Below are 26,020 nucleotides of genomic sequence, written 5' to 3' on the forward strand. Positions count from 1 at the left end.
TTCTATTTTTACGAAAGTTTAATCTGAAGATGATGGCCATAGAAAAAGATCAGGCTCTGGAGATAAAGGAGCTCACCCATAGAATTAACTACCTTAACTACCAGTATTACCAGAACAGCGTTTCTGAAGTATCTGACTATGAATTCGACCAGATGCTTAAGCGTCTGCAAGAGCTGGAAGAGCTGCATCCGGAACTCCGGCAGCCTAACTCACCGACGCAGCGGGTTGGTGGTACGATCACAAAGAGTTTTAAAACTGTGGAGCATAAGTACCCGATGCTTTCATTGGGTAACACTTATTCGGCTGAAGAACTAAGAGAATTTGATGCACGTGTTCGCAAATCTGTGGGAGATGAGGTGGAGTATGTCTGTGAACAGAAGTTTGACGGGGTAGCCATTAGCTTAACCTACGAGAATGGCCAGTTTATACAGGGGGCAACCAGGGGTGACGGTATGCGGGGGGATGATATCACTGCCAACGTGCGTACCATTCGGGATGTGCCTTTGCAAGCGCATGGACAAGGTTTTCCTGATTTATTTGAAGTACGTGGTGAGGTTTTTATGCCACTGCCTGTATTTGAGCAGCTGAACATTGACAGAGAGGAAGCCGGTGAACAGTTGTTGGCTAACCCACGGAATGCAGCCTCCGGCACTCTGAAGCAACAAGACTCCTCCATTGTGGCCCATCGGAAACTGGGATGCTTTTCTTACGGTTTTTACTGTATTCCAAACCCATTCGAAACCCACTCCGAAAGTCTGCAGGCAATACAGAAATGGGGATTTAAAGTATCTGATACCTGGCGTAAGTGCAACTCTATAGAAGAAGTACTTGCTTATATCAACGAGTGGGAAGAAAGGCGTTTTGAATTACCTATTGCAACGGATGGTGTAGTGGTAAAGGTAAACAGTTATGCGTTACAGGAAGAACTAGGCTTTACTTCAAAAAGCCCACGATGGGCCATTGCCTACAAATATGCCGCCATGAGCGCGGTTACGATACTTAAGGGCATCCAATACCAGGTAGGCAGAACAGGAGCCGTAACTCCCGTTGCTTTACTTGAGCCTGTACAGTTGGCAGGTACTGTTGTAAAAAGAGCTTCCGTACATAATGCCAATGAGATTAAGCGCTTAGACCTTCGCCTTGGCGATACTGTCTTTGTTGAGAAAGGCGGTGAAATTATACCTAAGATCACCGGCGTGGATTTTAGTGAGCGTAAGGCAGACAGCATAGCGATACTTTACCCCGAAAATTGCCCTGCCTGCGGAACAACGCTGGTGCGTGTAGAAGGAGAAGCAAACCATTATTGCCCAAATGAAAAAGGGTGTCCTCCCCAGATCATGGGAAAACTGGAGCATTTTATCTCCCGGAAAGCCCTGTATATCGATAGCATCGGCCCGAAAACCGTTGAGCAGCTTTTCTCATCAAAGCTGGTAAACGATGTAGCTGACTTATATGACCTGAAATATGAGCAACTGATCGGCCTTGACAGAATGGGCGAGAAAACCGTGAACAACATCCTGGAAGGTCTTCAGAAATCAAAAGAAATACCATTTGACAGAGTATTGTTCGGACTGGGAATACGCTTTGTAGGCAGCACGGTAGCAAAGAAGTTGGTTGAGCAATTCCCTGATATAGAAGCACTCAAAGGGGCTACTTACGAAGAGCTTGTTGCTGTGAATGAGATCGGTGACCGCATCGCAAATTCAATCCTGGAGTATTTCAGAAATCCTGAACATATATTGTTAGTTGAACGACTCAAGCAAGCGGGCTTGCAGTTGAAAGCTGAAAATAATGCTCCTGAAATAGAAAGTGACAGATTAGAAGGAAAGACGTTTGTTATTTCCGGTGTTTTTCAAAGCGTGAGCCGCGATGAGCTGCAGCAGCTTATTATTAGCCACGGTGGGAAAGTAGTTTCGTCAATCTCGGCTAAACTGGCTTATTTAGTAGCAGGAGATAAAATGGGCCCTTCGAAACTTGAAAAGGCTACTAAGCTTGGCATCACTATTCTTTCTGAAGATCAGTTCCTGGAAATGATCCGATAAATAAGCCTAATAGTAAAGAGGCACTCAACTTAAAAGCCTCTTTACCATTTTATGTTTTACCTGCTAAGGCTTTCTATTGCTCTTAATTTTAGATTTATAAACTACACTTAGGAATACTCAAAGCAGACAAATGATCTATGTTTAATCTCCTGCCTGCCTTTTTCTGAAGGGTATTCAGTATTGTTAACTTCCTGAAAATATACTCAAAGCCACACACTTAAGAGCGTATTTTAAACTTCCCCTTCCTGTACGTTTTCTGCTATTTTAGTAAAGCCAGATTACCTGCACTATCAATTTCAAACTGCAAACATAATAACCTACCTCCTACGGCTGTTTTTCGTTGATCTTGGAAAATGCTGTTTTCATCGCTAGAAACATTTGCTTGGTATATACCTGCCTCAGTTAGCAGCGTTTAATCGCAGACTTTGCTTATATTTAAGCTACAAAAGAGGTTAAAACAATGGAGTTATGCTCCTAAGGCAAAATTCTTAGTAAGCATTTAAGAGTCTTTCTGTGAATAATTTAACATTACCCTTTCCTGTGGTAGCTTTTAAAAAACGTTATACCGTTGCCATGCATGTGGCCGGGTGGCTACTATTTGGCACCTGGATATTTTACCTGGTGTATTCTACGCGCTCATTAACCTTTGGCAAAGGGCTGGATGTGATCGTAGGATTGTTATTCCATGTTGGCTTGTTCTACTTTAACTGGTATTTTCTGATCTCCAGGTTCCTGGCGAAGAACAAGATATTCCTCTATGTAGCCGCAGTACTAGCTACATTGGTTGCAATGGCACTGATTCAGGCTCCAATAGATTACTTTATCTTCCGGAAGTATAACCCTGGCATGTCCACTCTATACAGCAGTGAGCGTTTCTTGCAGTATGTGATCAGCGGGTTAGTAACTGTGTTCATCAGTTCAGCCCTTAAAGTAACGGGAAACTATATCCGCAACGAACGCCTAAATAAAGAACTCGAGAACCAGAAACTAAGTACGGAACTGGCTTATCTGAAGTCGCAGGTAAACCCGCATTTCCTGTTCAATACCTTGAATAATATCTACTCTTTAGCCTATAAACAGTCTCCTGATACACCAGACGCGATCATGAAGCTTTCTTTGTTGATGCGCTACATGTTGTATGAGAGCAATGATACCTTGGTAAGCCTTGAAAAAGAGGTGGACCATATCAAAAACTTTATTGATCTGCAGAAGCTGCGGCTGCGGGAGCAGACAAGTATAAAGTTTAACATTGAAGGTAGCCTTGAGGGGAAACAAATAGCCCCCATGTTGCTGATGACACTTGTGGAAAATGCCTTTAAGCATGGCCTCGTCAGCAAAAATGAGGTGGGGATCATCTTAAACCTTGTAGTCGAGAAAGATTCGCTTTTGTTTAGTACCGTAAACAACACCAGTACACACAAAAAAAGAGAATTTGGCGGTATTGGGCTTCAAAACCTTAAGCGTCGTTTAAACCTTTTATATAATGGCCGGCATCAGCTATCTTTTGAAGAAAAAGAAGGCACTTTTTTCGCAACTTTGAAGATAAATTTCCAATCCAAAACCTGAAACTATGACTATTCGCTGTATTGCTGTGGACGATGAGCCGCTTGCACTTGATATTATAGAGAGTTACGTAAGTAAATTACCGTACCTGGAGTTGGTAAAAACCTGCTCCAGTGCCACAGAAGCGATGCAGGTGTTGCAGGAAGAGCAGATAGACCTGATGTTCCTCGATATTGAAATGCCAGAACTTACTGGTATCCAGTTCCTGAACATCTTAAAACATCAGCCTCTCATTATTTTCACAACTGCTTATCCTGATTATGCCCTCGAAGGTTTTAACCAGGATGCTGTTGACTATCTGCTGAAGCCGATCCCGTTCGATCGTTTTCTGAAGGCGGTAACTAAAGCACAGGAAAGGCTGCAGCGAAACGGAAAAAATTCTGAGGCTGCGGCGGCGCAAGCACCCACACAGTATGTTGCACCGCAGCATGAACAGGATTTCATGTTTGTAAAAGCCGACTACAAAACTATTCGTGTGGACTTTAAGGACATTCTCTGGATTGAGGGACTTAAGGATTATATCATCATCCAAACAAAGGAGCAGAAGATCATCACCCTGCTTTCTATGAACAAGATGATGGAAAAGCTCCCGGACTCAAAATTCCTTCGTGTGCACCGGTCATTTATCGTTTCGCTTCAGAAGATCGACAGCATTGAAAAAAGCCGCATCCGCATCGGAAACAAGGAAGTTCCGATTGGCGAAGTTTACAAAGAACAGTTCCTGAAGTGGGTGGAGGAAAATAACATTCAGTAGGTACCCTTATGATTATAGCCAGGGGCTTGCAGAATACAATCCTTAATCAGAACTTCGTATTCTGTAATTCTGATTTATGATAAACGAGAAATTAAGAGGAACGGGGGTAGCCCTCGTAACACCTTTCGCCAGTGACCTATCCGTTGATTACAAAGCCTTTGAAAAACTATTGGCCTTTGTGTTGGATGGCGGCGTAAATTACCTGGTAATAAATGGTACTACTGCCGAGTCTGTAACAACCACATCAGCCGAGAAAACGGAGATACTGCGCTTCATCAAAAAGCATGTTGGTGGTCGTGTGCCTTTGGTATATGGCATCGGGGGCAACAATACCCAGCAGGTAGTTGCGTCCTTAGCAGAAACGGATCTGGAAGGTATTTCCGCTATCCTTTCTGTAAGTCCTTATTACAACAAACCTTCGCAACAAGGGATCTACCAGCATTACCTACAGATTGCCGATGCCTCCCCGGTTCCGGTAATTCTATATAACGTGCCTGGGCGCACAGGCAGCAATGTAGCTGCAGAAACAACCCTGAAACTGGCTTTGCACGACAATATCATAGGTATCAAGGAGGCATCGGGCAACCTGGAGCAGTGTATGTATATTGCCAAGCACAGGCCTGAAAATTTCATGTTGATCAGCGGCGACGATCTTTTAACACTACCTATGACTGCATTTGGTGCTGAAGGTGTCATCTCTGTGCTGGCAAACGCTTTTCCAGAGAAGTTCAGCAACATGGTGCAATTATGCCTGGATCACAATTTTAAGGAGGCTACAGCGCTTCTTCATACTTTTGTTGATATCAACCCGCTCATGTATGAAGAAGGAAACCCGGTTGGCGTAAAAGCCGTTCTGGAACGCTTCGGAGTTTGTTCTCCAAATGTGAGGTTACCACTTATCGAGGCTTCAGCCGGACTTAAGGACAGGTTGCACAAGTTGCTCTAACAGATATCTGTACTAATTTACCAGGGCCAGCATACGCTGGCCTTATTTTTTCGTTCTTATAAGACTATTTTGCTAAATTAGGCTTAAAACCACCCTCTTGCTATGCGTAAACTTCTTCTGTTTGCCTTGCTCCCTTTACTGGGGTGCAAGCATACACCTGAAAATCCTGTAGATGACTCTCCCACTGATCATGCAGTAGCAGAAGAACCAACTGATACCCCTACAAATCTGAAAGATACCACTTATGTAGCTTACCAGGTTGATACAACTGAACTTTCCCCTGCTCCTCAGGAGCCTGTACATTTATTAGTAGAAGGAACATTTCATAAAAATGAAGTATGGCGAGGCGCTGATAAGGAAAATTGGCTTGGCCTGTTTTATGAAGATAACCAGTATATACTTCGTCCGGCTAGTCTTCAGGTAATTCCGGTTTTCGATCCAATACACGACGCACATAGTTTAAATTCACCTCACAGAGTAATATCGGGAAGAGAGGTTGTCGGAGATGCTCCAAACGCCCTATTCTATGTCAGCGGTATTTTAAATTTAAAAAAGGGACCTGTTGATACAGCTGCTTTTAACAAAGCTGTGTTACCAGCTAACAAAGAATTGGTTTATACTTTTAAAGAGAAGAAATACCTTATTCAAGCGTTTGGCGATAGTATAAAACTTCCATCTAAGGAGTATTCCTACCAGAATTATGGTTGGAGAGTAAGCGGTAAAAAAAATGGGGTACGAGTAAATCAGGTTTTAGCTGAGGATGAGTTTTTTGAAGATTCCATTTATGTGCTGCTATGGGCCGGAGACCTGGATCATGACAACATACCTGATTTGCTACTGGATATGTCCAATCACTTTAATGTCTCAAAAATTGGTCTCTTCCTATCATCTGGTGCAGGCAAAGGAAAACTTTATAAAAAACCAGTTGTATTAGAAACTGTAGGAAGTTAGTGGTCTACTTACTTTAAACACGGCTTTCAGCTTCTTTTCAAACAAGATGTCCGGGCACCTGTAAGTGAAGGCTGCTGAAGTGTAAAGTATAGAAAAAAAGCCACAGCTTCCGCTGCGGCCTTTCTCAGATGGAAATTTAATACTAATGTACTAATCAAGATAGTACGTTTATATTCATCAGTAGTTTCTGACACTGCAGCAAGCATCCTTTCAGATACTTTTAGTAACTGCCGCAACATCTAAAGTTTATATGTTGTTGTAACCCGAGTTTACTAGAGCTACCTAGCGGTTATAGCCTCCCATATGGCCATAATACCGATTCCCTTCTCTATCACGGATGCCATAGTGGTCGTTACCAAAGTCCCGGAACACATCCTCGTTGCCATAAGAGGCATCATGCCTGTACCCATGGTTGCCCCTGCTGTCAAAGTCGCGATACCTATCCCCTTCCTCAGGATTATCATAGTTAGGGTTATAGCCCATGTTGTAGCGGTAGTGGTGCTGCCTACCAGCATATGGGCCCTCTTGTGCATACGGAAAATGACCTATGCTATCCAGGTCATTTTCTGCTGATCTGGGTAAACCATATTCTTCGTGGCGAGGCTGATCTGTATAGTTACTGATATCATACATCCGCTCATACCGAAGATCTTCCATTCCTACATCCCCGCCTCTTCTGCCATATTCACGGCTTTGCTGAATTCTATAGTTTTCACCTGGTTCATGGCGCGTATCTCCCAAATAGGCATGTCTTCTGCCGTGGAAAGGACCATTTTCATGTGCGCCCTCCATATTATACCGGCGGCTATAGCTGCCGTAACTTGTTTCTCTTTCGTTTCTCATTTCCTCAATATTTAAGGCTTATACTTTAAACAAAGGCCTTGTTAAACAATATGTCTGCTCTGTTTCCGGTTACCTGCGTCTGTCACGCTCACGCATATAACGTTCATACTGTTCATCTCCCTGTCCTTCCCATCTGTCAAGGTTGCTATAATATTGGCCTTCACCGTAATGTTGCTTGCCACGGGCATAGTTACGACCAGCAAATCCGGTGCTGTAATCATTATCGTAGTTTGGATTACCTCGTTCATTTTGCCTGAATGACATGTTATCGCCGCGGGAACTTCTGGACCAGTTGTCGTCATTGCCACCGCGTCTCACATCATGTCCAAACTGCTCATCAGCCATTCTGTACCTGTTGCGTGATGGTTCATTTCTTCTCAAATCATCGTAATCTGTGTCGCTATAATCCGCTCGGGAGTCGTAATGGCGACCAGAGTTAAACTCGTCATCTCTAAAATAGGACATGCCATACGGATTTTCAGCACCACTACCTCCGCTGGTATAATCTCTACCACTATACTGGGCGCCACCAGGCTGAAAACGTCCTTGCGAAGACATTTGCCCCTGATCGGCATTACTATTAAAGCTTCTGTTGTCACCGTATTGACTATAGGAATTGTCTCCGTAACCACGATTAAAATGCGTATCCACTGTATAGTTACCGCGGTCAGAGTTCTGGCCATGGTGGTGGCCATGTAACCAATGTGCGTCTCTGTCCTGCTGGTAGTTATCTCTGTCTCTGTAATTCTCTCTTCTGTCGTTTTTCATAGCTATTAATAATAAATGTTACTTCTGTTACTCCTCTTATTACGGGAGCAAACAGACATTAGGTTAGTACTTCTACGTATAGGCAGGTAAACCCAAGGCCTTATCGTGCGTTAAAAAGTATATCAAAAACAACTTAACAACTATGGAAAGAAACAAATGGCATAACAGAAGCAATCACCCTGAAGAAAGAAACCGGGCAAACAGGTATCAGGGCACACACATAGACGAGAATATGTATAGAGGAGCTTACCGCTTCGATAATACCAGCGATCATCACAATGTCTCTACCTGGGATGGATACGGAAGCACAGCAAGGCATCCTGACCAGAGAAACGACTATAACAGAAACTATAACCAGGACTACAACCGGGACTACAACCGCAACTATAATTCGTACCAGGAACGGGACCGCGGTTACGACCATGATAACGCCAATACCCACAGCAGGTACCGCGATCATGATCAGCCTTACCGAACAAGTAACAGAAGCAACTGGAATGATCAACAGCGTATGCCTGAACGCGCTAACCGCTCAAGCCAGCACCAAAGTGTACACCAGCGTATAGAGGACCATGACCCCTATGGAGCAGGTAACTTTAATGCTGATTATGCACCTGATCATTATGGAAGAGGAGGCGGAGAGAACTATGGCAACATGGCCGGATCATTGAGCTACGGCTACGATGGCACCAGCACCTATGACCCGGACTGGAATCGTTATTATGATCCACAAAGCGGACACAGACGCAGTTATCATGGCTATTATACCAGTCGACATCCCGAACAAGGCCAATACAAGGAGAACGCCAGCCGTAACCCTTCTGACCATCTTAGCAGAAACAGATACTTCTAATAATATTTATTGGAAGTAAAATTTTTAACATAAAACAAAAACAATGAAAAAGGACGAAAAGAAAATAGATAAGTTAAAGAACGAAGATTTAAGCGAAACAATAAATAAAGGAAATAAGGTGCCTAATATTCATCCTACAGCACAAAAGCAGGAGAAAGTAGATGAAGAGCAGATAAAGAAAGGTAAAATAGGAGGAGCTCCGTCCCAAAAAAGTGGCAGCAGAGGAAGTGCTGATATACAGGATGGCGGCAGCGATATAGGCAGTAGTGCCGGAAGTCATTGATTTGACGCTGAACATCGCCAATAATATAAAAGCAGAAGTGCCACCATTACTGGTGGCACTTCTGCTTTTATATTAGATCAATCAGATACTTTATTAACTACTGAAGCTCTTCCTGCTCCATGTATTCCCACATGGCATCCTCATTAGCCCCCGTTTTTGCAGCATAGATCAACATTGTAGTATAAACTGCTATCAATAAAAAACTTAATGGTATTGAAAAAACGAACGATACAATTAATGTTTTTATCGGATCAGGCTTCGATTGCATTTTGGTAGAAGCATACCAGAAGAACAATACATTGAAGATACCTGAAAGTGCTACAAAATTGATGATGTCGATCATTAGCTAAAAGTTTAAAGGCTTAATTTACCAAGAAGCATGCCAGTTTAAATAGCTGAACTTACAGCCTTTGCTGTAGTTACTCTTGAACAAGCTTGGATAAATACTTTTTATCAATATGCTTAATGCAAGTTAAGTTTCACCTTGCAAAAAGTCAAACAATTCTATTAAAAAATTAATAAATATTTAACTATAGATTTATATGCAATGTGCTATATATTACTATGTTAACATGTTCTTTTATAGGGATAAGTATTATTTAAAGCCACTTTAAGGGGTGATAAGGGCTTTACCATGAGGTTAGGGATAAATTAACAGGAGGCTGAACTAATATATGTTCATACTTAATAATATAAAAATAGTTTTATTTTTAGTTGAAATATTTTTGTTATTTTATAAGATTATATTCTCTTAAAAATGTTTTATCGCTTAAACAGCGGTAATTGATACTACTTCTGCATTTTTAATTATTACTACTACTTATACCCTCCGTCTAAATTATAGCAATAAAAATTGTTTAGTGTCAATAATTTTCATTGTTTTAACAATATCTTTATGTCTTTCCCTCATATAGGAGATTAATTAAGGCATAGTTAGAACCACTAGATTAAAAACACTTAAATGGAGACTATTAAGGATCCGAAAAGCAAAATAATCACGAAGGCAAAAAGCCTTTTTTTTGCTCATGGCTATACAAAAGTTCTGATGGCTCATATTGCACGGGAACTGGGTATGAGTAAAAAAACCCTTTATCAATATTTCAATGGTAAAGAGGAGCTATTAAACGTTGTGATTGAGCAATACCAAATTGAGTTGCAAAGAGGAGTGGAAACTATCATGGCCGATGATACATTACTCTTCTCAGAGAAAGTAACCCAGATTTTTTCTTATGTCGCAACTAAGCTGCATGCTATTAACCCGCTGCTTATTGATGATATTAAAGAGAACTCTCCTAAAAGCTGGGTACTAATTCAGGAATACAAAGCCGATGCTGCTTTTCTACGGTTTAATGCTTTACTAGATGAAGGAGTTGAGAAAGGGTTTATACGTGATGATGTTAACCGACCTTTGGCGGTACTGCTGTATGCCAGTGCGCTCGAAACAATCCTTAACCCTGACTTTACACGACACATGCCCCGTAAGCTTACCGATAACATGCCTACCACCCCTGATGCTGTATTTGATGGGTTAGTAAACATAATCTTCAATGGCATTCTGAACGGCGAAACCAACCTGGTTTAATTTATAGAAAAAGGAGCTTCTACGCAATTGGTAAAAGCCCCTCTTGATAGTTAATTTATTATATTATGATCTAGTCAGTTACAGACTTGCCATCAGGATCTGCTCCACATCATCGATCTGAATATCTGCACGCTCTCCCAGGTTTTTTACACCTCTTTCCTGAAACCGCTGAACAATCAACTTAACAGTGTCTTCACCAACTTCATAATCTGATAATCTGGTGTTGATGTCCAGTGACTCAAAAAAGGCAATGGTAGCCTGAATGGTAGCCTCAATTCGCTCATCTACTGTGCCTGCATCAACACCCCAAACCCGCTCTCCATACTGCAGGATCTTCTCACGCTTGGTCTCGTGCTTATAACGTAGCAATGAAGGCAATACTACTGCAAGGGTTCTGGCGTGGTCTATACCATGCAGTGCAGTTAATTCGTGCGCAATATAATGAGTAGCCCAGTCGGTAGGTACACCTACCCTTATAACCCCATTTAGCGCCATTGTAGCGCACCACATAAAGTTGGCCATGGTGTCGTAGTCCTTGGGGTTCTGAAGTGCCTTAGGCCCCTCCTCTTTAAGCGTAAGCAGGATTGATTCAGCCAGCCTGTCTTGTAGCGGGGCATTTACCGGGTATGTCAGGTATTGTTCCAGCACATGTGTAAAAGCATCCACGATACCATTACTGATCTGGCGCAGCGGCAGCGTGAAAGTAGTCTCCGGGTCGAGTACCGAAAACTTAGGAAAGGTAAACGGACTTCCAAAAGCCAGCTTCTCCTGTGTTTCTACTCTGGTTATTACAGATCCTGAATTCATTTCAGAACCCGTGGCAGGCAGGGTGAGTACTGCTCCAAAGGGAACTGCGCAGGTAACAGGCGCTTTTTTAGCAAGAATATCCCATGGGTCCTCACCTTCATACGCCATTGCCGCTACAATAAACTTCGTTCCGTCTATTACAGAGCCGCCACCTACAGCCAACACAAAGTCAATCTTCTGGCGTTTGGCAATATCAACAGCCTGCATTAAAGTTTCATAATGCGGATTGGGCTCTATACCTTCAAATTCCAGTACAGTATGCGCTTTCAATGCTTCAATTACCTGATCATAAACACCGTTCTTTTTAATGCTTCCGCCGCCATACGTGATCATCACCCGTGCTCCGGCCGGAATTTCATCTTTGATAGCAGCAATTTGCCCTTTGCCGAAAAGTATTTTAACAGGATTATAAAAAGTGAAATTATTCATATAGTATAGTCTTATTTTTTTGATGGTTCCGCAACTTTTACAAGCTGTTTCCCCGTGTTTTCTCCTTTAAACAGGCCCAGGAATGCTTCAGGCAGATTTTCAAATCCATCAGTTATAGTTTCTTCATACTGCAATTTACCTTCTCTGAGCCATGAAACCAGGTCTTTGGCCGCATCACCAAATTTGTCTGCATAGTCACTCACGATAAACCCTTTCATCAGGCAGCTTTTTTTCAAAAGTATAGGCTCTACCCGTAGACCTGTTGGAGGTGAAGTGGCGTTGTAATAGGCTATCTGGCCACAGATTGCAATGCGGGCGAATTTATTCAGTAAACTATAAACGGCATCTGAAATAGGACCGCCAACATTATCAAAGTAAACATCTACTCCATCAGGGCAAGCATGCTCCAGCGCCTCTTTGATGTTATCGGTTGCTTTATAATTGATCCCCTCATCAAAGCCCAGCTCTTTCGTCAGGAAATCGATCTTGTCATCTGATCCGGCAATCCCTACTACCCTGCAGCCCTTCAATTTAGCGATCTGCCCTACAACGGTACCTACGGCACCTGCAGCTCCGGATACCACCACGGTCTCACCTGGTTTAGGATCACCGATATAAAGAAGGCCACAATATGCAGTAAGGCCGGGCATACCTAATAATCCCAGATGGTAACTTAGGGGTGCAACATCCGGATCTACTTTCGTGAGGCCTTTGCCATTGGAGATATTATAGGTTTCCCATGGTAAGTTGCCCATCACCACATCCCCTGTAGTATACTTGTCGTTGCGGCTTTCAAGCACTTCGGCTACTACACCTCCGGTAATAGGTTTATACAGCTCATAAGGCGGAACATAAGATTTAGCGTCGCTCATGCGGCCGCGCATGTAAGGGTCCACTGAGATGTAAAGGGCCTTTAGGAGCAGTTCCCCATTTTCCGGGCCTTTCAATTCCTGTTCTTCAAGTTGAAAGTTGCTTTCGTCGGGCATTCCCTTTGGCCTGCTTTTGAGCAGAATTCTTTTAGTTTTCATAGTTATAGCTTTACACCTGAATTATAATTGTATGCATAACAAGAAGATTAGGTTTTAGTTTTTTAAATAAAACCACGCCATGCATAAAACAAAAAGGGTTTAGCATATGCTAAACCCTTCCTGGTATATATTCTAAGTAAATTACTTTACTTTATCAACAATGCTCTTGAACGCATCAGGATGGTTCATGGCTAAGTCAGCAAGCACCTTACGGTTAAGGTCAATATTTGCTTTCTTAAGGCCGCCCATTAACTGAGAGTAAGACATACCGTGCTCACGTGCACCTGCGTTGATACGCTGGATCCACAAAGCTCTGAAGTCTCTCTTCTTCGCTTTTCTATCGCGGTAAGCGTAAACTAAACCTTTTTCAATAGCGTTTTTCGCTACTGTCCAAACGTTCTTACGACGACCAAAGTAACCTTTGGCCATCTTCATCATTTTCTTTCTTCTGTGTCGTGCTGCAACGACGTTTACCGATCTTGGCATTTCTTTAAAGTTTTAGCGACTGGTGATTATGGTTAATCTTCAAAAAGACCAGGCACTGGGTTCGTACTAATAGTTAACCTGAAATAATTAAATGTTAAGCATTGCTTTTACTCTGTCAGTGTCAGCTGAGCTAACAAGGCCGATGTGAGTAAGGTTACGCTTCTGCTTCGTCGTTTTCTTGGTCAGGATGTGGCTTTTGTAAGCGTGCTTACGCTTAATTTTGCCAGTACCTGTCAAAGAAAAACGCTTCTTTGCACCAGATTTAGTTTTTACTTTTGGCATGATTATATAATTGATTGAAAAAATTAACCTTTAGTCGCAGGTGCCACTTTAGGAGCAAGAATTAAGAACATTCTTTTACCTTCCAGCTTTGGCAGCTGCTCAACTTTCGCCAAATCCTCCAGCGCCTGAGCGAATTTAAGTAGAAGGATCTCCCCTCTTTCCTTGAACACGATTGTCCGTCCGACAAAGTGCACATAAGATTTGATCTTATAGCCGCTTTCTAAGAATGACTTTGCGTGCTTCAGCTTAAATTCAAAGTCATGATCATCCGTGTTAGGACCGAAACGAATTTCTTTGATCACAACTTTCTGCGCTTTCGCCTTCATCTCGCGCGTTTTCTTCTTCTGCTCGTACTTAAATTTCGAGTAGTCGATGATCCGGCACACAGGTGGATTAGCTGTTGGTGAAATCTCAACAAGGTCAAGATTCTGCTCATTCGCTATCTTTTGAGCATCTCTGGTTGAGTATACTCCTTGCTCAACATTGTCACCTACTAACCTGACTTCTCTGGCAGTTATTTTATCGTTGACTTTGTATGGCTCCTCCACCTTTCCGCGTGGGATATAGCGCCTATTTTGCGTAGCTATAGTTGTACCTCCTTAATTTTTAAAGTTTTTACAATTAGGGTGCGAATATCGCAATTTATCTATCAAAAAGAAAATATCTTTCTTAATTATTCAATGTTTCGGCTATTTTGCTCTTAAACAGGCTGATATATTCCTCTACTGTCATCGAGCCTAAATCACCTTCGCCATGTTTACGTACGGAAACTGCATTGTTCTCCTGCTCTTTCTCCCCTACGATCAGCATGTAAGGCACCTTGCCAACTTCGGCGTCCCGTATCTTACGGCCAATTTTCTCATCCCGATTGTCTACAAACCCTCTGATATCCTCTTCCTGCAGGCGGTTATAAACTTCCTGTGCAAAATCGTGGTACTTCTCAGAGATAGGCAGAATAGCAAACTGCTCAGGGCTTAACCAAAGCGGGAAATTACCACCGCAATGCTCTATCAGAACAGCTACAAAACGCTCCAGTGAGCCGAAAGGTGCACGGTGAATCATTACCGGGCGATGTTTCTGGTTATCCGCTCCAATATATTCCAACTGGAAGCGTTCTGGCAACTGATAATCTACCTGAATAGTTCCAAGCTGCCACTTGCGCCCAAGAGCGTCCTTCACCATAAAGTCGAGCTTTGGTCCGTAAAACGCAGCCTCTCCCAATTCGGTTACAGTACGCAGGCCTTTCTCCTCCGCAGCCTCTATAATAGCACTTTCTGCTTTCTCCCAAGCCTCATCGCCACCAATGTATTTGGTCTTGTTATTTGGGTCACGCAATGAAATCTGGGCAGTATAGTCGTCAAAGCCCAGCGCCTTAAACACGTAAAGCACTAGATCAATCACCTTGATGAACTCTTCCTTTACCTGATCAGGGCGGCAAAAGATGTGGGCATCATCCTGGGTAAAGCCCCGCACACGGGTTAAACCATGCAACTCGCCACTCTGCTCGTAACGATATACGGTACCAAACTCAGCCAGACGCACAGGGAGCTCTTTATAAGAGCGTGGACGCGTTTTATAGATCTCGCAATGGTGCGGACAGTTCATCGGCTTCAGGAAGAACTCCTCGCCCTCATTTGGCGTTTTAATTGGCTGGAAAGAATCTGCGCCATACTTTTCGTAATGGCCGGAAGTAACATACAGTTCCTTGCTTCCGATATGCGGGGTTACCACTGGCTGATAGCCCGCTTTTACCTGTGCCTTACGCATGAACTGCTCCAGGCGCTCACGTAATAAAGTGCCTTTTGGCAGCCATAGCGGCAAGCCCATACCCACTTTCTCCGAGAAAGCGAAAAGCTCTAACTCTTTCCCCAGCTTGCGGTGGTCACGCTTTTTAGCTTCCTCCAGTCGCTCCAGGTATTCTGTCAGTTCTTTCTGCTTCGGGAAAGTGATACCGTAAATACGGGTCAGCTGTTTACTTTTCTCATCTCCTCTCCAGTATGCACCGGCCACGTTCATCAGCTTCACAGCTTTGATAGAGCCTGTATTGGGCAGGTGCGGGCCACGGCAAAGGTCTACAAAGTTACCCTGGCTGTAGAACGTAATTGTACCATCTTCCAGGTCCTTGATCAGGTCAAGCTTATATTCGTCGCCTTTCTGCGTAAAATATTCAACTGCTTCAGCCTTGGAAACCTCTCTGCGAACGTACTCGCTCTTGTTTCTGGCAAGCTCAAGCATTTTCTGTTCTACTTTAGCAAAGTCATCCTGTGAGAAAGTATGCTCTCCCAGGTCAACATCGTAATAAAAACCACTCTCAATAGGAGGTCCGATTCCAAACTTCACGCCCGGGTACAGTTCCTCCAGCGCCTCGGCCAGCAAGTGAGCCGAAGAGTGCCAGAAGGTGTTTTTACCCAGATCATCATTCCAGGAGAGCAACTGCACAGCAGCATCCTCATTGATCGGACGCGTCAGGTCCCAAACAGTGTCGTTTACTTTTGCAGCAAGCACATTTCTGGCTAAGCCTTCGCTTATACTTTGTGCGATCTCATAGCTTGTAACACCCTTTGAATATTGGCGGACAGAGCCATCTGGTAGTGTGATGTTGATCATGTATCGTTAATCTAGTAGTTCTATCTTATCCTGCACCACAGTTGTGGTATCAGGCAATGGTTTTGTTAATTTATACTTCAGGCGGCTGATTGCCTTGTACCCGTAGCTATTCTGAGGTTCTACCTTTACTAGCTGCTGGTAAGTTTCCAAGGCTTTGTCAGCTTGCCCGGTTCGCTCGTAAGCACCGGCAAGTGTTAACAGGTACCCTGGAGTGTTTCTATACTTGGGGTAGGCTTTCACCAAATGTTGCAGGGCAAGCTCTGTTTCCCCCCTTGTGTACCTGGCCAGTCCCAGTTTGTAATGCGCTTCCAATAAAGAGTCGCTCAATGCTACTGCTTTTGAGAAGGACCAGATGGCGCTATCCTGTTTCTGTTCACTCTGGTAAATCAATCCTTTGTAAAACCATACCAACCCATCTTTAGCAGCCGATTTCTCAATTGCCTTCAGGTAGGGTTGTGCAGCAGCATACTCTTTTCGGGCGATGTAAACCCCAGCCAGCTCCCGCTGCGGTTCCATAAATTCAGGAGCCTGATCAACAGCCAGTTTGTAATTATTAACGGCCCTCAGCGTATCGGAAGTAACCTCGGCCACTCGCCCCTTAAAGTAAAAGACAAACTCATCCGAAGGCGACAGTTCCTGAGCCTTCTTTAAATAAGCCGATGCCTGTTGGTATTGCTTTTTCTGGAGGTATAATTCCCCTAGTAAAACATACAGCGAACTGCTTTGATACGAGTTACGCTCAGCCTGCAAGGCAAGCGGTAACGCTTCGTTTGGTCTATTTAAAGCCCTTAGTACCTGCGCTTTCACAAATAAGCTGAATGGCTCATTTTTAGTTAAATGTACCGCCTTGTCTGCATCTTCCAGCGCCTTTGTCAACTCTCCCTTTCTCAGCAGAACTATAGCCCTTCTGGCATACAGACTTCCGTCCCTTTTCGATTGCGCGATAGCTTCATTCAGGTTTTGCAGCTGTGCCTCAGGATTGTCCTTCACCTGATCCAGGTTGACCATACGTTCATGGCTCCCATTATCAATACTACAACCGGCAAGTAGCACCCATACCATGAAAAGCCCCGATACAACTACTCCTTTAATTGGCATATTTTAAACCTCTGCGCCTTTTCAACCGCTTATTGGCGCTAAATTAAGACATTTTAAATAAATAGAAACAAAAAAGAAAGCCTGCCACATGTGAGGTAGCAGGCTTTCTTTCTAACTTATATACATTAAATTTTCTTCTTCTGATGTAATAACAATTTGCAGCGCCTGCTTATTTCCAGTTCCTCCTTCGTTTGAAGGTTAAGGTTAATTGCTTTTTCCAGGGTAGCAATGCAGGCCGAATCATCCTTCATCTCTTCATAAACACACGCCAGATCGTAATAGTACCGGATGTTTTCAGGACTATACTTAATGGCATTTTCAATGGCATTGGCTGCATCTGTGTTTGTTGCTTCCTCACAAACGCCTCCAAACATAAATTTGGAAGCCGCTTTTTCCGCAAAATTCAGATTGGCCATTTTGAAGTACCAACGGCCTAATATATGCCAGGCTCCAGCATGATGACTATTGCTGGCCAAGGCAGCATCCAGAAAAGTCTTCACCTGATTTATGCCTGCAAGCTTATCTTTCGGGCCAGATATCATGGCCTGGCAACCAATCGACAAAGCCATCACGTAATTGGATTCCGCATCTTTGGGATTCAGGTCATAGGCCTTTTGGGCATATTCACGGGCTATTGCAAAGTGTTTTGACTTTTGTGTTTCATCTGTATACCTGTCTCCGATCCGGCTGTGCAGGAAACTGGCTTTACAAAGTGCTTCATAATTATCGGCAGAAGTTGCAATGATTTGCTCATACAACAACAGCGCTTCGCTGTCCTTGTAATTGTTCAATAGCTTCTCTGCCTGCTGAAGCAGCTTCTCATTCTCAGAAGAATTGCCATCTGCTTTTACAACAGGACAGGCTAATCCGAGAAGAAAGATGATAAGATATACTTTACAAAGTCTTTTCATATATACTACACACCTTACAATATACGTGAAAGCTAAGACTTTAGCAAGATTTTTCAGCTGGATCAGAAGAGATCCAGCTGCTTTTTCTCTTTAAGGGCTCTTTTTTCGGCTTGTTCGTCTGTCTCCGGTTCTACGTCATCTGTACCTGCAGGTTGACTCCCGCTAATTTTGGCCGCCTCCTCAGCTAGTTCTTTCAATTCAGAAGGTAGCGTAACTGGTCCTCTTTTGGGGGCCGGCTTCTTTGCTTTTCCTTTCTCATCCTGTGGCTGCTCCACTACCTCCATCTTTGGCACTTCCACATCATAGATCTTGAAGTAGTTCAGCTTATTACCCATAGCTTTCCAACCCTTTACATCTATAAAGTCGCTCAGCAGCAGTTTTTCAGTCTCTTTTTCACCACGAAGGCTAAGCTTGAATTTAATGCTGGCAAGCGGTACAGGATGCGTAGAAACAGCTTCCAGTCTTGAATTCTTGCTCTCTGAAATAAAGGTGAAACGCTTGCCAATGGTACTGGTCTCTATGTTGAAGCGTTTTACGTAATATGTTTTATTCTCACCATCAAAGTAAATAGCAGAGACAACCAACTCCGGCTCAAACTTCTGAAGCACCTTGATCTTCTCAACTGTATAATGGTTAGCCAGATCAAAAGAAGTCAGCTCATAACTACCATCCTCGTAGATCACAAGTATGGTATCATCTGTATTAAAAGAGCCAAGATAACGGCCACGCGCTTCTGTATTGAGTCGGCCAATCACCTCATCGTAGTAGATCTCACGCCCCCCCAGGGTAGAATCGCCCAAACTCTTCTGCACAACCTTCTTCACAGGGTATTTCGTCACGATATTACCGTTAGACCCCTTCCCTTTGATCATCAGTTCGGCAAAGTCATAGTCCAGTACTTTGTTACGGGCCGTTGACTGCGGTGACAAGGTTATCGTAACTACTTCCGACTCAGAGTTAGGGTTGGCTGTCAGGTAATGTACTTTAGATCCTTTGCTGCCTTTGGTAAGGTCATATTCCTTATCACGGGTAATGGATTTCACAGCAAACCGTTTCGCAAAGGACACGCCTGTTTTTCCATCCACGTAAATCATATTATACACCATGTGCTCATCGTTCTTATTGTAAACGCCGGCCATGATGATGTCTTTGCCAACAAAGGTTTTATCGGCAACTTTGGTTACAGTAAACTTACCGTCCTTACGGAATACGATGATGTCATCCATATCCGAGCAATCGCACACGAACTCATCTTTACGCAAACTGGTACCAATAAAACCGTCTTTCGCGTTCATGTACAGCTTCTGGTTAGCAATTGCCACCTTTTGTGCTGTGATCACGTCAAACGTTTTGAGCTGTGTCTTACGGTCGCGCCCCTGTCCGTACTTCTTCAGCAAGGCCTCAAAATACGCAATCGCATAGCGCACCAGGTTAGCCAGGTTATCATCTACCTCGGCCATCTCCTCTTCCAGCTTATTTATATACTCATCCGCTTTAAAGGAGTCAAACTTTGAGATGCGCTTGATCTTGATCTCAGTCAGGCGAACAATGTCTTCTTCTGTCACTTCACGGCGCAACAGCTTCTTGAACGGGTCCAGGCCTTTATCAATTGCCGTGATCACCGCCTCCCAGGTTTCACACTCTTCTATATCACGATAGATACGATTTTCAATAAATATCTTCTCCAGCGATGAATAATGCCACCTGTCTTCCAGCTCGCCTTTGCGTATTTCCAGTTCACGTTTCAGCAGGTCTACTGTTTTGAAAGTAGAAATACGAAGCAGCTCATCCACACTCATAAAGTGTGGCTTATCGTCTATGATTACACAGGTGTTAGGAGAGATCGAAACCTCACAATCCGTAAATGCATAAAGCGCATCCATGGTAAGGTCAGGCGAAACACCGGCTGGCAGATGCACCTGTATCTCTACATTTGCTGCAGTATTATCTATTACTTTCTTGATCTTGATCTTATTGTTCTCGCTTGCCTTTACAATCGATTCCATAAGACCAGTTGTGGTTACACCGTAGGGCACATCACGAATGATGAGCATGGTCTTATCCACTTTCTCAATAGTAGCCCGCACGCGTATCCTGCCGCCACGCATACCATTGTTGTAGTTCGTGACATCCACTTGCCCCCCGTTCGGAAAGTCCGGCAGCAAGGTAGTGCTACGCCCTTTAAGAACATCTATAGAGCCCTTTAACAACTCCTTAAAGTTGTGCGGCATGATCTTCGTAGAAAGTCCTACGGCAATACCTTCCACGCCCTGTGCCAAAAGCAAAGGGAACTTCACCGGCAAGGTTATCGGCTCATTCTTTCGGCCATCGTACGAGAGCTGCCAGGGAGTTGTCTGCGGGTTGAATACCACATCCAGGGCGAACTTAGAAAGGCGCGCTTCTATATAACGAGGTGCCGCCGCACTGTCTCCGGTACGCACATCACCCCAGTTACCCTGGGTCTCGATCAATAAGTCTTTCTGGCCTAGGTTCACCATGGCATCGCCGATAGAGGCGTCACCATGCGGGTGGTACTGCATCGTCTGCCCGATCACGTTAGCCACCTTGTTAAAGCGACCATCGTCCATTTCCTTCATAGCGTGAAGAATACGGCGCTGAACTGGCTTCAAACCATCTTCTATTGCCGGCACTGCCCGCTCCAGGATCACATAAGAAGCATAGTCTAAGAACCAGTTCTCATACAAACCGGAAACAGGGGTTACATTATGGATTGTCTCCTCTTCACCGTCTGTAAACTCAACATGCAAATCGTCATCTCTTTCTAGTTCGTTATTCGGTTCGTCGTTATGCATATAATTCTTCAACTATGTCTTTTTCTACCTTCAAATTATCTATAATGAAATTCTGACGCTCAGGCGTATTCTTACCCATGTAATAGCCCAGCATCTTCTGTATAGTCGTGTCCTTCTGCAGGATCACTGGCTTTAGTTTGATATTGTCACCGATAAACTTACCGAATTCATCCGGCGAGATCTCTCCAAGGCCCTTAAATCGGGTGATCTCCGGACGTTTGCCCAATTTACTTATCGCTTCCTGCTTCTCTGATTCATTGTAACAGTATATCGTTTCTTTCTTATTGCGCACCCTGAAAAGAGGTGTTTCCAGGATGTACACGTGACCGTTCTTTACCAGATCCGGGAAGAACTGCAGGAAGAAAGTAAGCAACAGCAAACGAATGTGCATACCGTCCACGTCTGCGTCTGTAGCGATCACCACACGGTTGTAGCGCAAGCCTTCCAGGCCTTCTTCAATATTAAGGGCGTGCTGTAACAGGTTAAACTCCTCGTTCTCGTAAACCACCTTTTTCTTCAGTCCATAACAGTTCAAGGGTTTACCTCTTAAACTGAAAACAGCTTCCGTATCTACGTTCCGTGATTTTGTGATCGACCCACTTGCCGAGTCACCCTCAGTAATGAAAAGCGTGGTAAGCAGGTTACGCTCATCTTTATCTTCGGTGAAGTGCAGACGGCAATCGCGCAATTTACGGTTGTGCAGGTTAGCCTTCTTAGCGCGCTGGTTAGCCAGTTTTTTTACTCCGGCCATATCTTTGCGCTCACGCTCGCTTTGCATGATCCGCTTCAGTAAAGCTTCTGCCGTTGACGGGTTCTTATGCAGGAAATTATCCAGGTGCTCTTTCACAAAATCATTTATGAAAGCGCGCACTGCAGGTCCTTCAGGTCCCATTTCAATAGAACCCAGCTTGGTTTTGGTCTGCGACTCAAACACTGGTTCCTGAACACGCAGGGAAATAGCACCTACTATTGAGCCACGAATATCTGTGGCATCGAAGTCTTTTTTATAGAAGTCGCGCACTGTCTTTACCACTGCTTCACGGAAAGCCGCCAGGTGCGTCCCCCCCATGGTCGTGTACTGGCCGTTCACGAAAGAATAATACTCTTCCCCGTAATCGTTACCGTGCGTTAACGCCAGTTCAATATCTTCACCTTTCAGGTGAATGATCGGGTAACGCATACTTTCTTCATCTGCTTTGTTGCGCAGTAGGTCCAGAAGACCGTTTTCAGAATAGTACTTTTTGCCATTGAAATTAATGGTAAGACCCGCGTTCAGGTACACGTAGTTCCATATCTGGTTTTCAAGATAATCCGGGTTAAACTGGTAGTTCTTGAAGATCGTATCGTCCGGTGTGAAAATTGTAAGGGTACCATTGCGCTGAGAAGAGTCCTGCAGGTCCAGGTCCTCTGTCAACACCCCTCTTTCAAACTCGGCGGCCTTCATTTTGCCATCCCGCACAGACTGAATGCGGAAATAACTGGAGAGTGCATTTACGGCCTTTGTACCCACACCATTCAGACCTACAGATTTCTGAAAGGCTTTACTATCATACTTACCACCTGTATTGATCTTGCTCACACAGTCAATCACTTTACCAAGCGGAATGCCCCTTCCGTAGTCACGTACCTGTACTTTGTGATCTGAAATTTTGATGTCAATCGTCTTACCAAATCCCATCACGTGTTCATCAATGGAGTTGTCGACAACTTCTTTCACCAGTATGTAAATACCGTCGTCTGCAGAAGACCCATCACCAAGTTTACCAATGTACATACCAGGGCGCAACCTGATGTGCTCCCGCGGCTCCAGCGATCTGATACTGTCTTCGGTGTAATTATGCTCTAACTCTGCCATTCTGTAAGCGTAAGTGTAGTTGTTTAGGTAAAATCAATCGGAAATATAAAAAAATAAAAGCGACACAGCGCAACAATTAGTTCCAGCCACCTGCTTAAACAAGCAGAATGAAACGTATAATGCTAATTATTTTAGCCAAATTTAAAGGCATTGATACGCCTGTTTTATGCGTCACCATTATAGAACCATAAAATTACGGCACTGGTTCATCAAAAACAAGATATTTAATACGTACTTTGGCTAACATTTTTAGTAAATATAATATATAAAAACTTCTATAGTTAAAGAAGAACATTTGCGTATTTTTAGTCCCTTGTTAAGCTGCTTTTTGTTAGAGTACCCAACTATAAATGGAAATTAAATTACCTAAGTATTTTAAGCTTGTAGTCATATTACTAGGCATCATTTTGCTGATCTGGCTTCTGCAGACATTCCAGTCTGTTCTTGTTCCCTTATGTTTTGCTTCGCTTTTTGCATTGCTGTTACTACCCCTGACCAGGGACCTGGAACGGTGGCATGTTCCTCGCCCGCTGGCCATCCTGTTATGCATCGTGCTTGTAATGTCGATACTCGGCATTGTGGTCTGGTTTCTCTCCATGCAGCTCATCAGCCTTACCTCTGAGCTGGACACAATAGGCAAAAACATTGGGGATCTGGTGGACAAAGTGCAGAATTATTTCTACATAAAATTCGGTATTGAGCCTTCTGATAAGGGTGTGCTTGTTCGCAATGCCATCGGCGGACTGCAGGATATTACCACTTCCTTTTTAGGCAGTACTATTTCCATGACCACTGGCGCCATAGCTGCCTTTACCATCGTTCCTATTTTCGTTTTCTGCTTCCTCTATTACCGTGACCACCTGGAGCAGTTCGTGTTCAAATTCGTGTCCAAAGACAGACGCGGGGGGCTTGTGCAGACAGTTGTAAATATCCAGCATGTGGTGCAGAGTTATATTTCAGGACTTATGATTGTGATCTTCATTGTGGCTTTGCTTAACTCTGCAGGACTCTTAATGCTGGGGGTAAAGTATGCGATCTTCTTCGGTGTGTTCGCCTCTATCCTGACGATCATACCTTATATAGGCATTTTGATAGGCGCTACAGTGCCTGCTTTGTTTACACTGGCCACTACCGGGCATTTAGTTGATGCTGTGCTGGTAGTTGTGGTGTTTATGTTTGTACAGTTTTTGGAAGGTAATTTCATTACACCATTTGTAGTAGGCTCTAAGGTCAGCATAAATCCATTTGCAGCCATTGTTGCCTTGCTGATTGGTGGTGAAATATGGGGCCCTGCCGGCATGATCCTGTCCATACCTTTTATAGCCATGCTAAAAGTGGTATTTGATGTTTACCCTCCCCTTTCACCGCTTGGATTCTTATTAGCAGACATCCATGAAGTAAATCATGAAAAACCAGGGCGCGTAAGTACATGGTTCAACGAAGTGTGGAATGGTATCTGGCACGGCAAAAGAAAAGAAGACGAGTAAGTAAGAGCTATACCTTACTTTATCAATGCATTGAGCAGCTGAAATTTGAAACGGAATACTAAAAATATTGGTTTAGGAGAAGAGCCACTGGCAACTGGCAATGAGCCGGAAGAAACGGACTTAAATCCAAACCATTTGTACGCAATAATTGATATTGAGACGACAGGCGGACAGCCTGCTCAGGATAAGATTACAGAGATCGCAATTTTTATTCACGACGGCCAGAAGATCGTTGACAAATACAATACTCTAGTAAATCCGCAGCGCCCGATCCCTTACTTTATTTCACAGCTTACCGGCATCACAGATGAAATGGTGCAGGATGCGCCAAAGTTTTACGAGGTTGCTAAAGAAATTGTGGAATTTACTGAAGGAAAGATATTTGTAGCCCACAACGTTCGCTTTGATTACTCTTTTATTAAAAAGGAATTTGCCGACCTGGGCTACACCTTCCAGCGCAAAACACTGTGCACCGTACGCCTGAGCCGTAAGCTGATACCAGGCTTACCTTCTTACAGTTTAGGAAAGCTTTGTAAAAGCATTGAGATACCGCTTAACCAACGGCACCGCGCTATTGGCGATGCAGAAGCCACTGCAAAGCTATTTGATAAGCTCATACGGCTGAACCGCCCCGTTGTGGACGGTAATATGCACATGGCTGCCGAAACATCACAAGCCCTGAAACAGGAGATCAAAACCTCTCTGTTACCGCCCAACATCTCAAAGGAACAGGTAGACGCGTTACCGATGGTGCCCGGTGTTTATTACTTTTATAACGAACAGGGCGAGGTGATCTATGTAGGCAAAAGCATCAACATCAAGAAGCGCATCATTCAGCATTTTAACATTGACTACAAAAGTCGCAAGTCGCTTGATTTTAAGAATAACATCGCTGATATCACGTATGAGCTGATGGGGAACGAGCTGGTATCGCTCTTGTTCGAATCTGCTGAGATAAAGCGCATGAAGCCCCACTATAACCGGCAACAGCGGCGGAGCATCTTTAACACAGGCATCTATGTTTATACCGATGACAATGGCTACAAACGGCTGACTTTCGGAAGTGTGAATAGTGCTGATGATGTAAGCATGACACCTTTGGTGGCTTTATCAAACCATTACAAAGCGAAAGGATTTCTGTTTCATAAAGTAGCTAAATTTAACCTCTGCCAGAAGCTTTGCGACTTGTATAAAACGAATGGTGCCTGTTTTGATTACCAGGTCCATCAATGCAAGGGTGCCTGTATCGGCAAAGAGACGCCTGAAGAGTACAACAAACGCGTGGATGAGGCCATCGATTCTTTCACCTATGAGCATAATAGCTTTGTAATTATAGGCAAAGGGCGCGAGCCGGGAGAAAAATCAGTGGTAGTGGTAGAACATGGCACTTACCTGGGCTTTGGTTTTATAGACGATGCCTTTTCTGCCACTACACTCGAAGATTTTAAAGATGTCATCACACGGTACAACGACAATAAAGACGTGCAACAGATCATCAGGGGCCATATGCGGGGCAAGCACAAAGACAAAGTGATCGTATTTGACTAAACGTAGCGGATATACCCTCCTACATTGAAATTATATGCTTTTTTTTTGATTTCCTGCTAAATCTGCTGTAATTCAAACTTTAAT

At 43.7% G+C, this 26,020-nt stretch carries 23 protein-coding genes; 10 read left to right on the forward strand and 13 right to left on the reverse strand.

Annotation, left to right across the window (positions count from 1 at the left end; translation table 11 throughout):
* Positions 1-32: 32 nt before the first annotated feature.
* The 5 genes from ligA to ACSX1A_RS08465 all read left to right on the forward strand — a co-directional run bounded on the left by ligA (position 33) and on the right by ACSX1A_RS08465 (position 6,256).
* Positions 33-2,042 (forward strand): NAD-dependent DNA ligase LigA, encoded by a 2,010-nt coding sequence (gene ligA / locus ACSX1A_RS08445; protein WP_439883543.1) that lies wholly within the window; start codon positions 33-35, stop codon positions 2,040-2,042.
* A gap of 513 nt (positions 2,043-2,555) precedes the next feature.
* Entirely contained in the window at positions 2,556-3,608 is a 1,053-nt protein-coding gene (locus ACSX1A_RS08450) for a sensor histidine kinase (protein WP_439883189.1), read from the forward strand.
* Between the two features lie 4 nt (positions 3,609-3,612).
* Entirely contained in the window at positions 3,613-4,359 is a 747-nt protein-coding gene (locus ACSX1A_RS08455; protein WP_439883190.1) for a LytR/AlgR family response regulator transcription factor, read from the forward strand.
* A 76-nt stretch (positions 4,360-4,435) separates the two neighbouring features.
* A complete protein-coding gene (dapA, locus tag ACSX1A_RS08460; protein ID WP_439883191.1) occupies positions 4,436-5,305 on the forward strand; it encodes a 4-hydroxy-tetrahydrodipicolinate synthase in 870 nt (289 codons plus the stop codon).
* Between the two features lie 102 nt (positions 5,306-5,407).
* Positions 5,408-6,256: a hypothetical protein gene (locus tag ACSX1A_RS08465; RefSeq protein ID WP_439883192.1), complete on the forward strand. Its 849-nt coding sequence runs from the start codon at positions 5,408-5,410 to the stop codon at positions 6,254-6,256.
* Positions 6,257-6,538: 282 nt separating this feature from the next.
* Here the strand turns inward: ACSX1A_RS08465 and ACSX1A_RS08470 are convergent, their stop codons facing one another.
* Together ACSX1A_RS08470 and ACSX1A_RS08475 are read right to left on the reverse strand one after the other, a co-directional pair.
* Entirely contained in the window at positions 6,539-7,099 is a 561-nt protein-coding gene (locus tag ACSX1A_RS08470) for a hypothetical protein (RefSeq protein ID WP_439883193.1), read from the reverse strand.
* A 69-nt stretch (positions 7,100-7,168) separates the two neighbouring features.
* A complete protein-coding gene (locus ACSX1A_RS08475) occupies positions 7,169-7,867 on the reverse strand; it encodes a hypothetical protein (protein ID WP_439883194.1) in 699 nt (232 codons plus the stop codon).
* A gap of 142 nt (positions 7,868-8,009) precedes the next feature.
* On the opposite strand from ACSX1A_RS08475, the gene ACSX1A_RS08480 reads away from it, so the two are divergent.
* A complete protein-coding gene (locus ACSX1A_RS08480; RefSeq protein ID WP_439883195.1) occupies positions 8,010-8,720 on the forward strand; it encodes a hypothetical protein in 711 nt (236 codons plus the stop codon).
* A gap of 43 nt (positions 8,721-8,763) precedes the next feature.
* On the forward strand, positions 8,764-9,003 hold the full coding sequence (locus ACSX1A_RS08485) for a hypothetical protein (protein WP_439883196.1): 240 nt from the start codon (positions 8,764-8,766) through the stop codon (positions 9,001-9,003).
* 97 nt (positions 9,004-9,100) lie between these two features.
* On the opposite strand, the gene ACSX1A_RS08490 is transcribed toward ACSX1A_RS08485, so the two are convergent.
* Positions 9,101-9,346 carry a hypothetical protein gene (locus ACSX1A_RS08490; protein ID WP_439883197.1) on the reverse strand — a complete coding sequence of 82 codons (246 nt, stop codon included), beginning with the start codon at positions 9,344-9,346 and terminating at the stop codon, positions 9,101-9,103.
* Positions 9,347-9,964: 618 nt separating this feature from the next.
* On the opposite strand from ACSX1A_RS08490, the gene ACSX1A_RS08495 reads away from it, so the two are divergent.
* The gene (locus ACSX1A_RS08495) at positions 9,965-10,585 is read left to right on the forward strand and encodes a TetR/AcrR family transcriptional regulator (protein ID WP_439883198.1); all 621 of its coding nucleotides are present in this window, start codon (positions 9,965-9,967) and stop codon (positions 10,583-10,585) included.
* A gap of 78 nt (positions 10,586-10,663) precedes the next feature.
* Here ACSX1A_RS08495 and ACSX1A_RS08500 read toward each other — a convergent pair whose 3' ends face one another.
* From ACSX1A_RS08500 to ACSX1A_RS08545, 10 genes are all read right to left on the reverse strand, one after another.
* A complete protein-coding gene (locus ACSX1A_RS08500) occupies positions 10,664-11,821 on the reverse strand; it encodes an iron-containing alcohol dehydrogenase (RefSeq protein ID WP_439883199.1) in 1,158 nt (385 codons plus the stop codon).
* A gap of 11 nt (positions 11,822-11,832) precedes the next feature.
* A complete protein-coding gene (locus ACSX1A_RS08505; protein ID WP_439883200.1) occupies positions 11,833-12,849 on the reverse strand; it encodes an NADP-dependent oxidoreductase in 1,017 nt (338 codons plus the stop codon).
* 141 nt (positions 12,850-12,990) lie between these two features.
* Positions 12,991-13,335: a 50S ribosomal protein L20 gene (gene rplT / locus ACSX1A_RS08510; protein WP_439883201.1), complete on the reverse strand. Its 345-nt coding sequence runs from the start codon at positions 13,333-13,335 to the stop codon at positions 12,991-12,993.
* A gap of 87 nt (positions 13,336-13,422) precedes the next feature.
* Positions 13,423-13,617 (reverse strand): 50S ribosomal protein L35, encoded by a 195-nt coding sequence (gene rpmI, locus ACSX1A_RS08515; protein WP_241642560.1) that lies wholly within the window; start codon positions 13,615-13,617, stop codon positions 13,423-13,425.
* Positions 13,618-13,640: 23 nt separating this feature from the next.
* Entirely contained in the window at positions 13,641-14,165 is a 525-nt protein-coding gene (infC, locus tag ACSX1A_RS08520; RefSeq protein ID WP_439883202.1) for a translation initiation factor IF-3, read from the reverse strand.
* A gap of 121 nt (positions 14,166-14,286) precedes the next feature.
* Positions 14,287-16,224, reverse strand: a complete 1,938-nt coding sequence (gene thrS / locus ACSX1A_RS08525) for a threonine--tRNA ligase (RefSeq protein WP_439883203.1) — start codon at positions 16,222-16,224, stop codon at positions 14,287-14,289.
* Positions 16,225-16,230: 6 nt separating this feature from the next.
* Positions 16,231-17,322, reverse strand: a complete 1,092-nt coding sequence (locus tag ACSX1A_RS08530) for a tetratricopeptide repeat protein (protein WP_439883204.1) — start codon at positions 17,320-17,322, stop codon at positions 16,231-16,233.
* A 125-nt stretch (positions 17,323-17,447) separates the two neighbouring features.
* Positions 17,448-18,233 carry a hypothetical protein gene (locus ACSX1A_RS08535; RefSeq protein WP_439883205.1) on the reverse strand — a complete coding sequence of 262 codons (786 nt, stop codon included), beginning with the start codon at positions 18,231-18,233 and terminating at the stop codon, positions 17,448-17,450.
* Positions 18,234-18,295: 62 nt separating this feature from the next.
* Positions 18,296-21,046 (reverse strand): DNA gyrase/topoisomerase IV subunit A, encoded by a 2,751-nt coding sequence (locus tag ACSX1A_RS08540; RefSeq protein ID WP_439883206.1) that lies wholly within the window; start codon positions 21,044-21,046, stop codon positions 18,296-18,298.
* A complete protein-coding gene (locus tag ACSX1A_RS08545; protein WP_439883207.1) occupies positions 21,039-22,901 on the reverse strand; it encodes a DNA topoisomerase IV subunit B in 1,863 nt (620 codons plus the stop codon). Before ACSX1A_RS08545 ends, ACSX1A_RS08540 begins: the two co-directional genes overlap by 8 nt.
* 350 nt (positions 22,902-23,251) lie before the next feature.
* On the opposite strand from ACSX1A_RS08545, the gene ACSX1A_RS08550 reads away from it, so the two are divergent.
* Complete coding sequence (locus ACSX1A_RS08550; RefSeq protein ID WP_439883208.1) at positions 23,252-24,388, forward strand: AI-2E family transporter; 1,137 nt, start codon at positions 23,252-23,254, stop codon at positions 24,386-24,388.
* A 45-nt stretch (positions 24,389-24,433) separates the two neighbouring features.
* Positions 24,434-25,936, forward strand: coding sequence for an exonuclease domain-containing protein (locus ACSX1A_RS08555; RefSeq protein WP_439883209.1), 1,503 nt, complete (start codon positions 24,434-24,436; stop codon positions 25,934-25,936).
* The last annotated feature ends 84 nt before the right edge of the window (positions 25,937-26,020 follow it).

The sequence above is a fragment of the Pontibacter sp. MBLB2868 genome (genome assembly GCF_051904785.1).
Classification (GTDB): Bacteria; Bacteroidota; Bacteroidia; order Cytophagales; family Hymenobacteraceae; genus Pontibacter.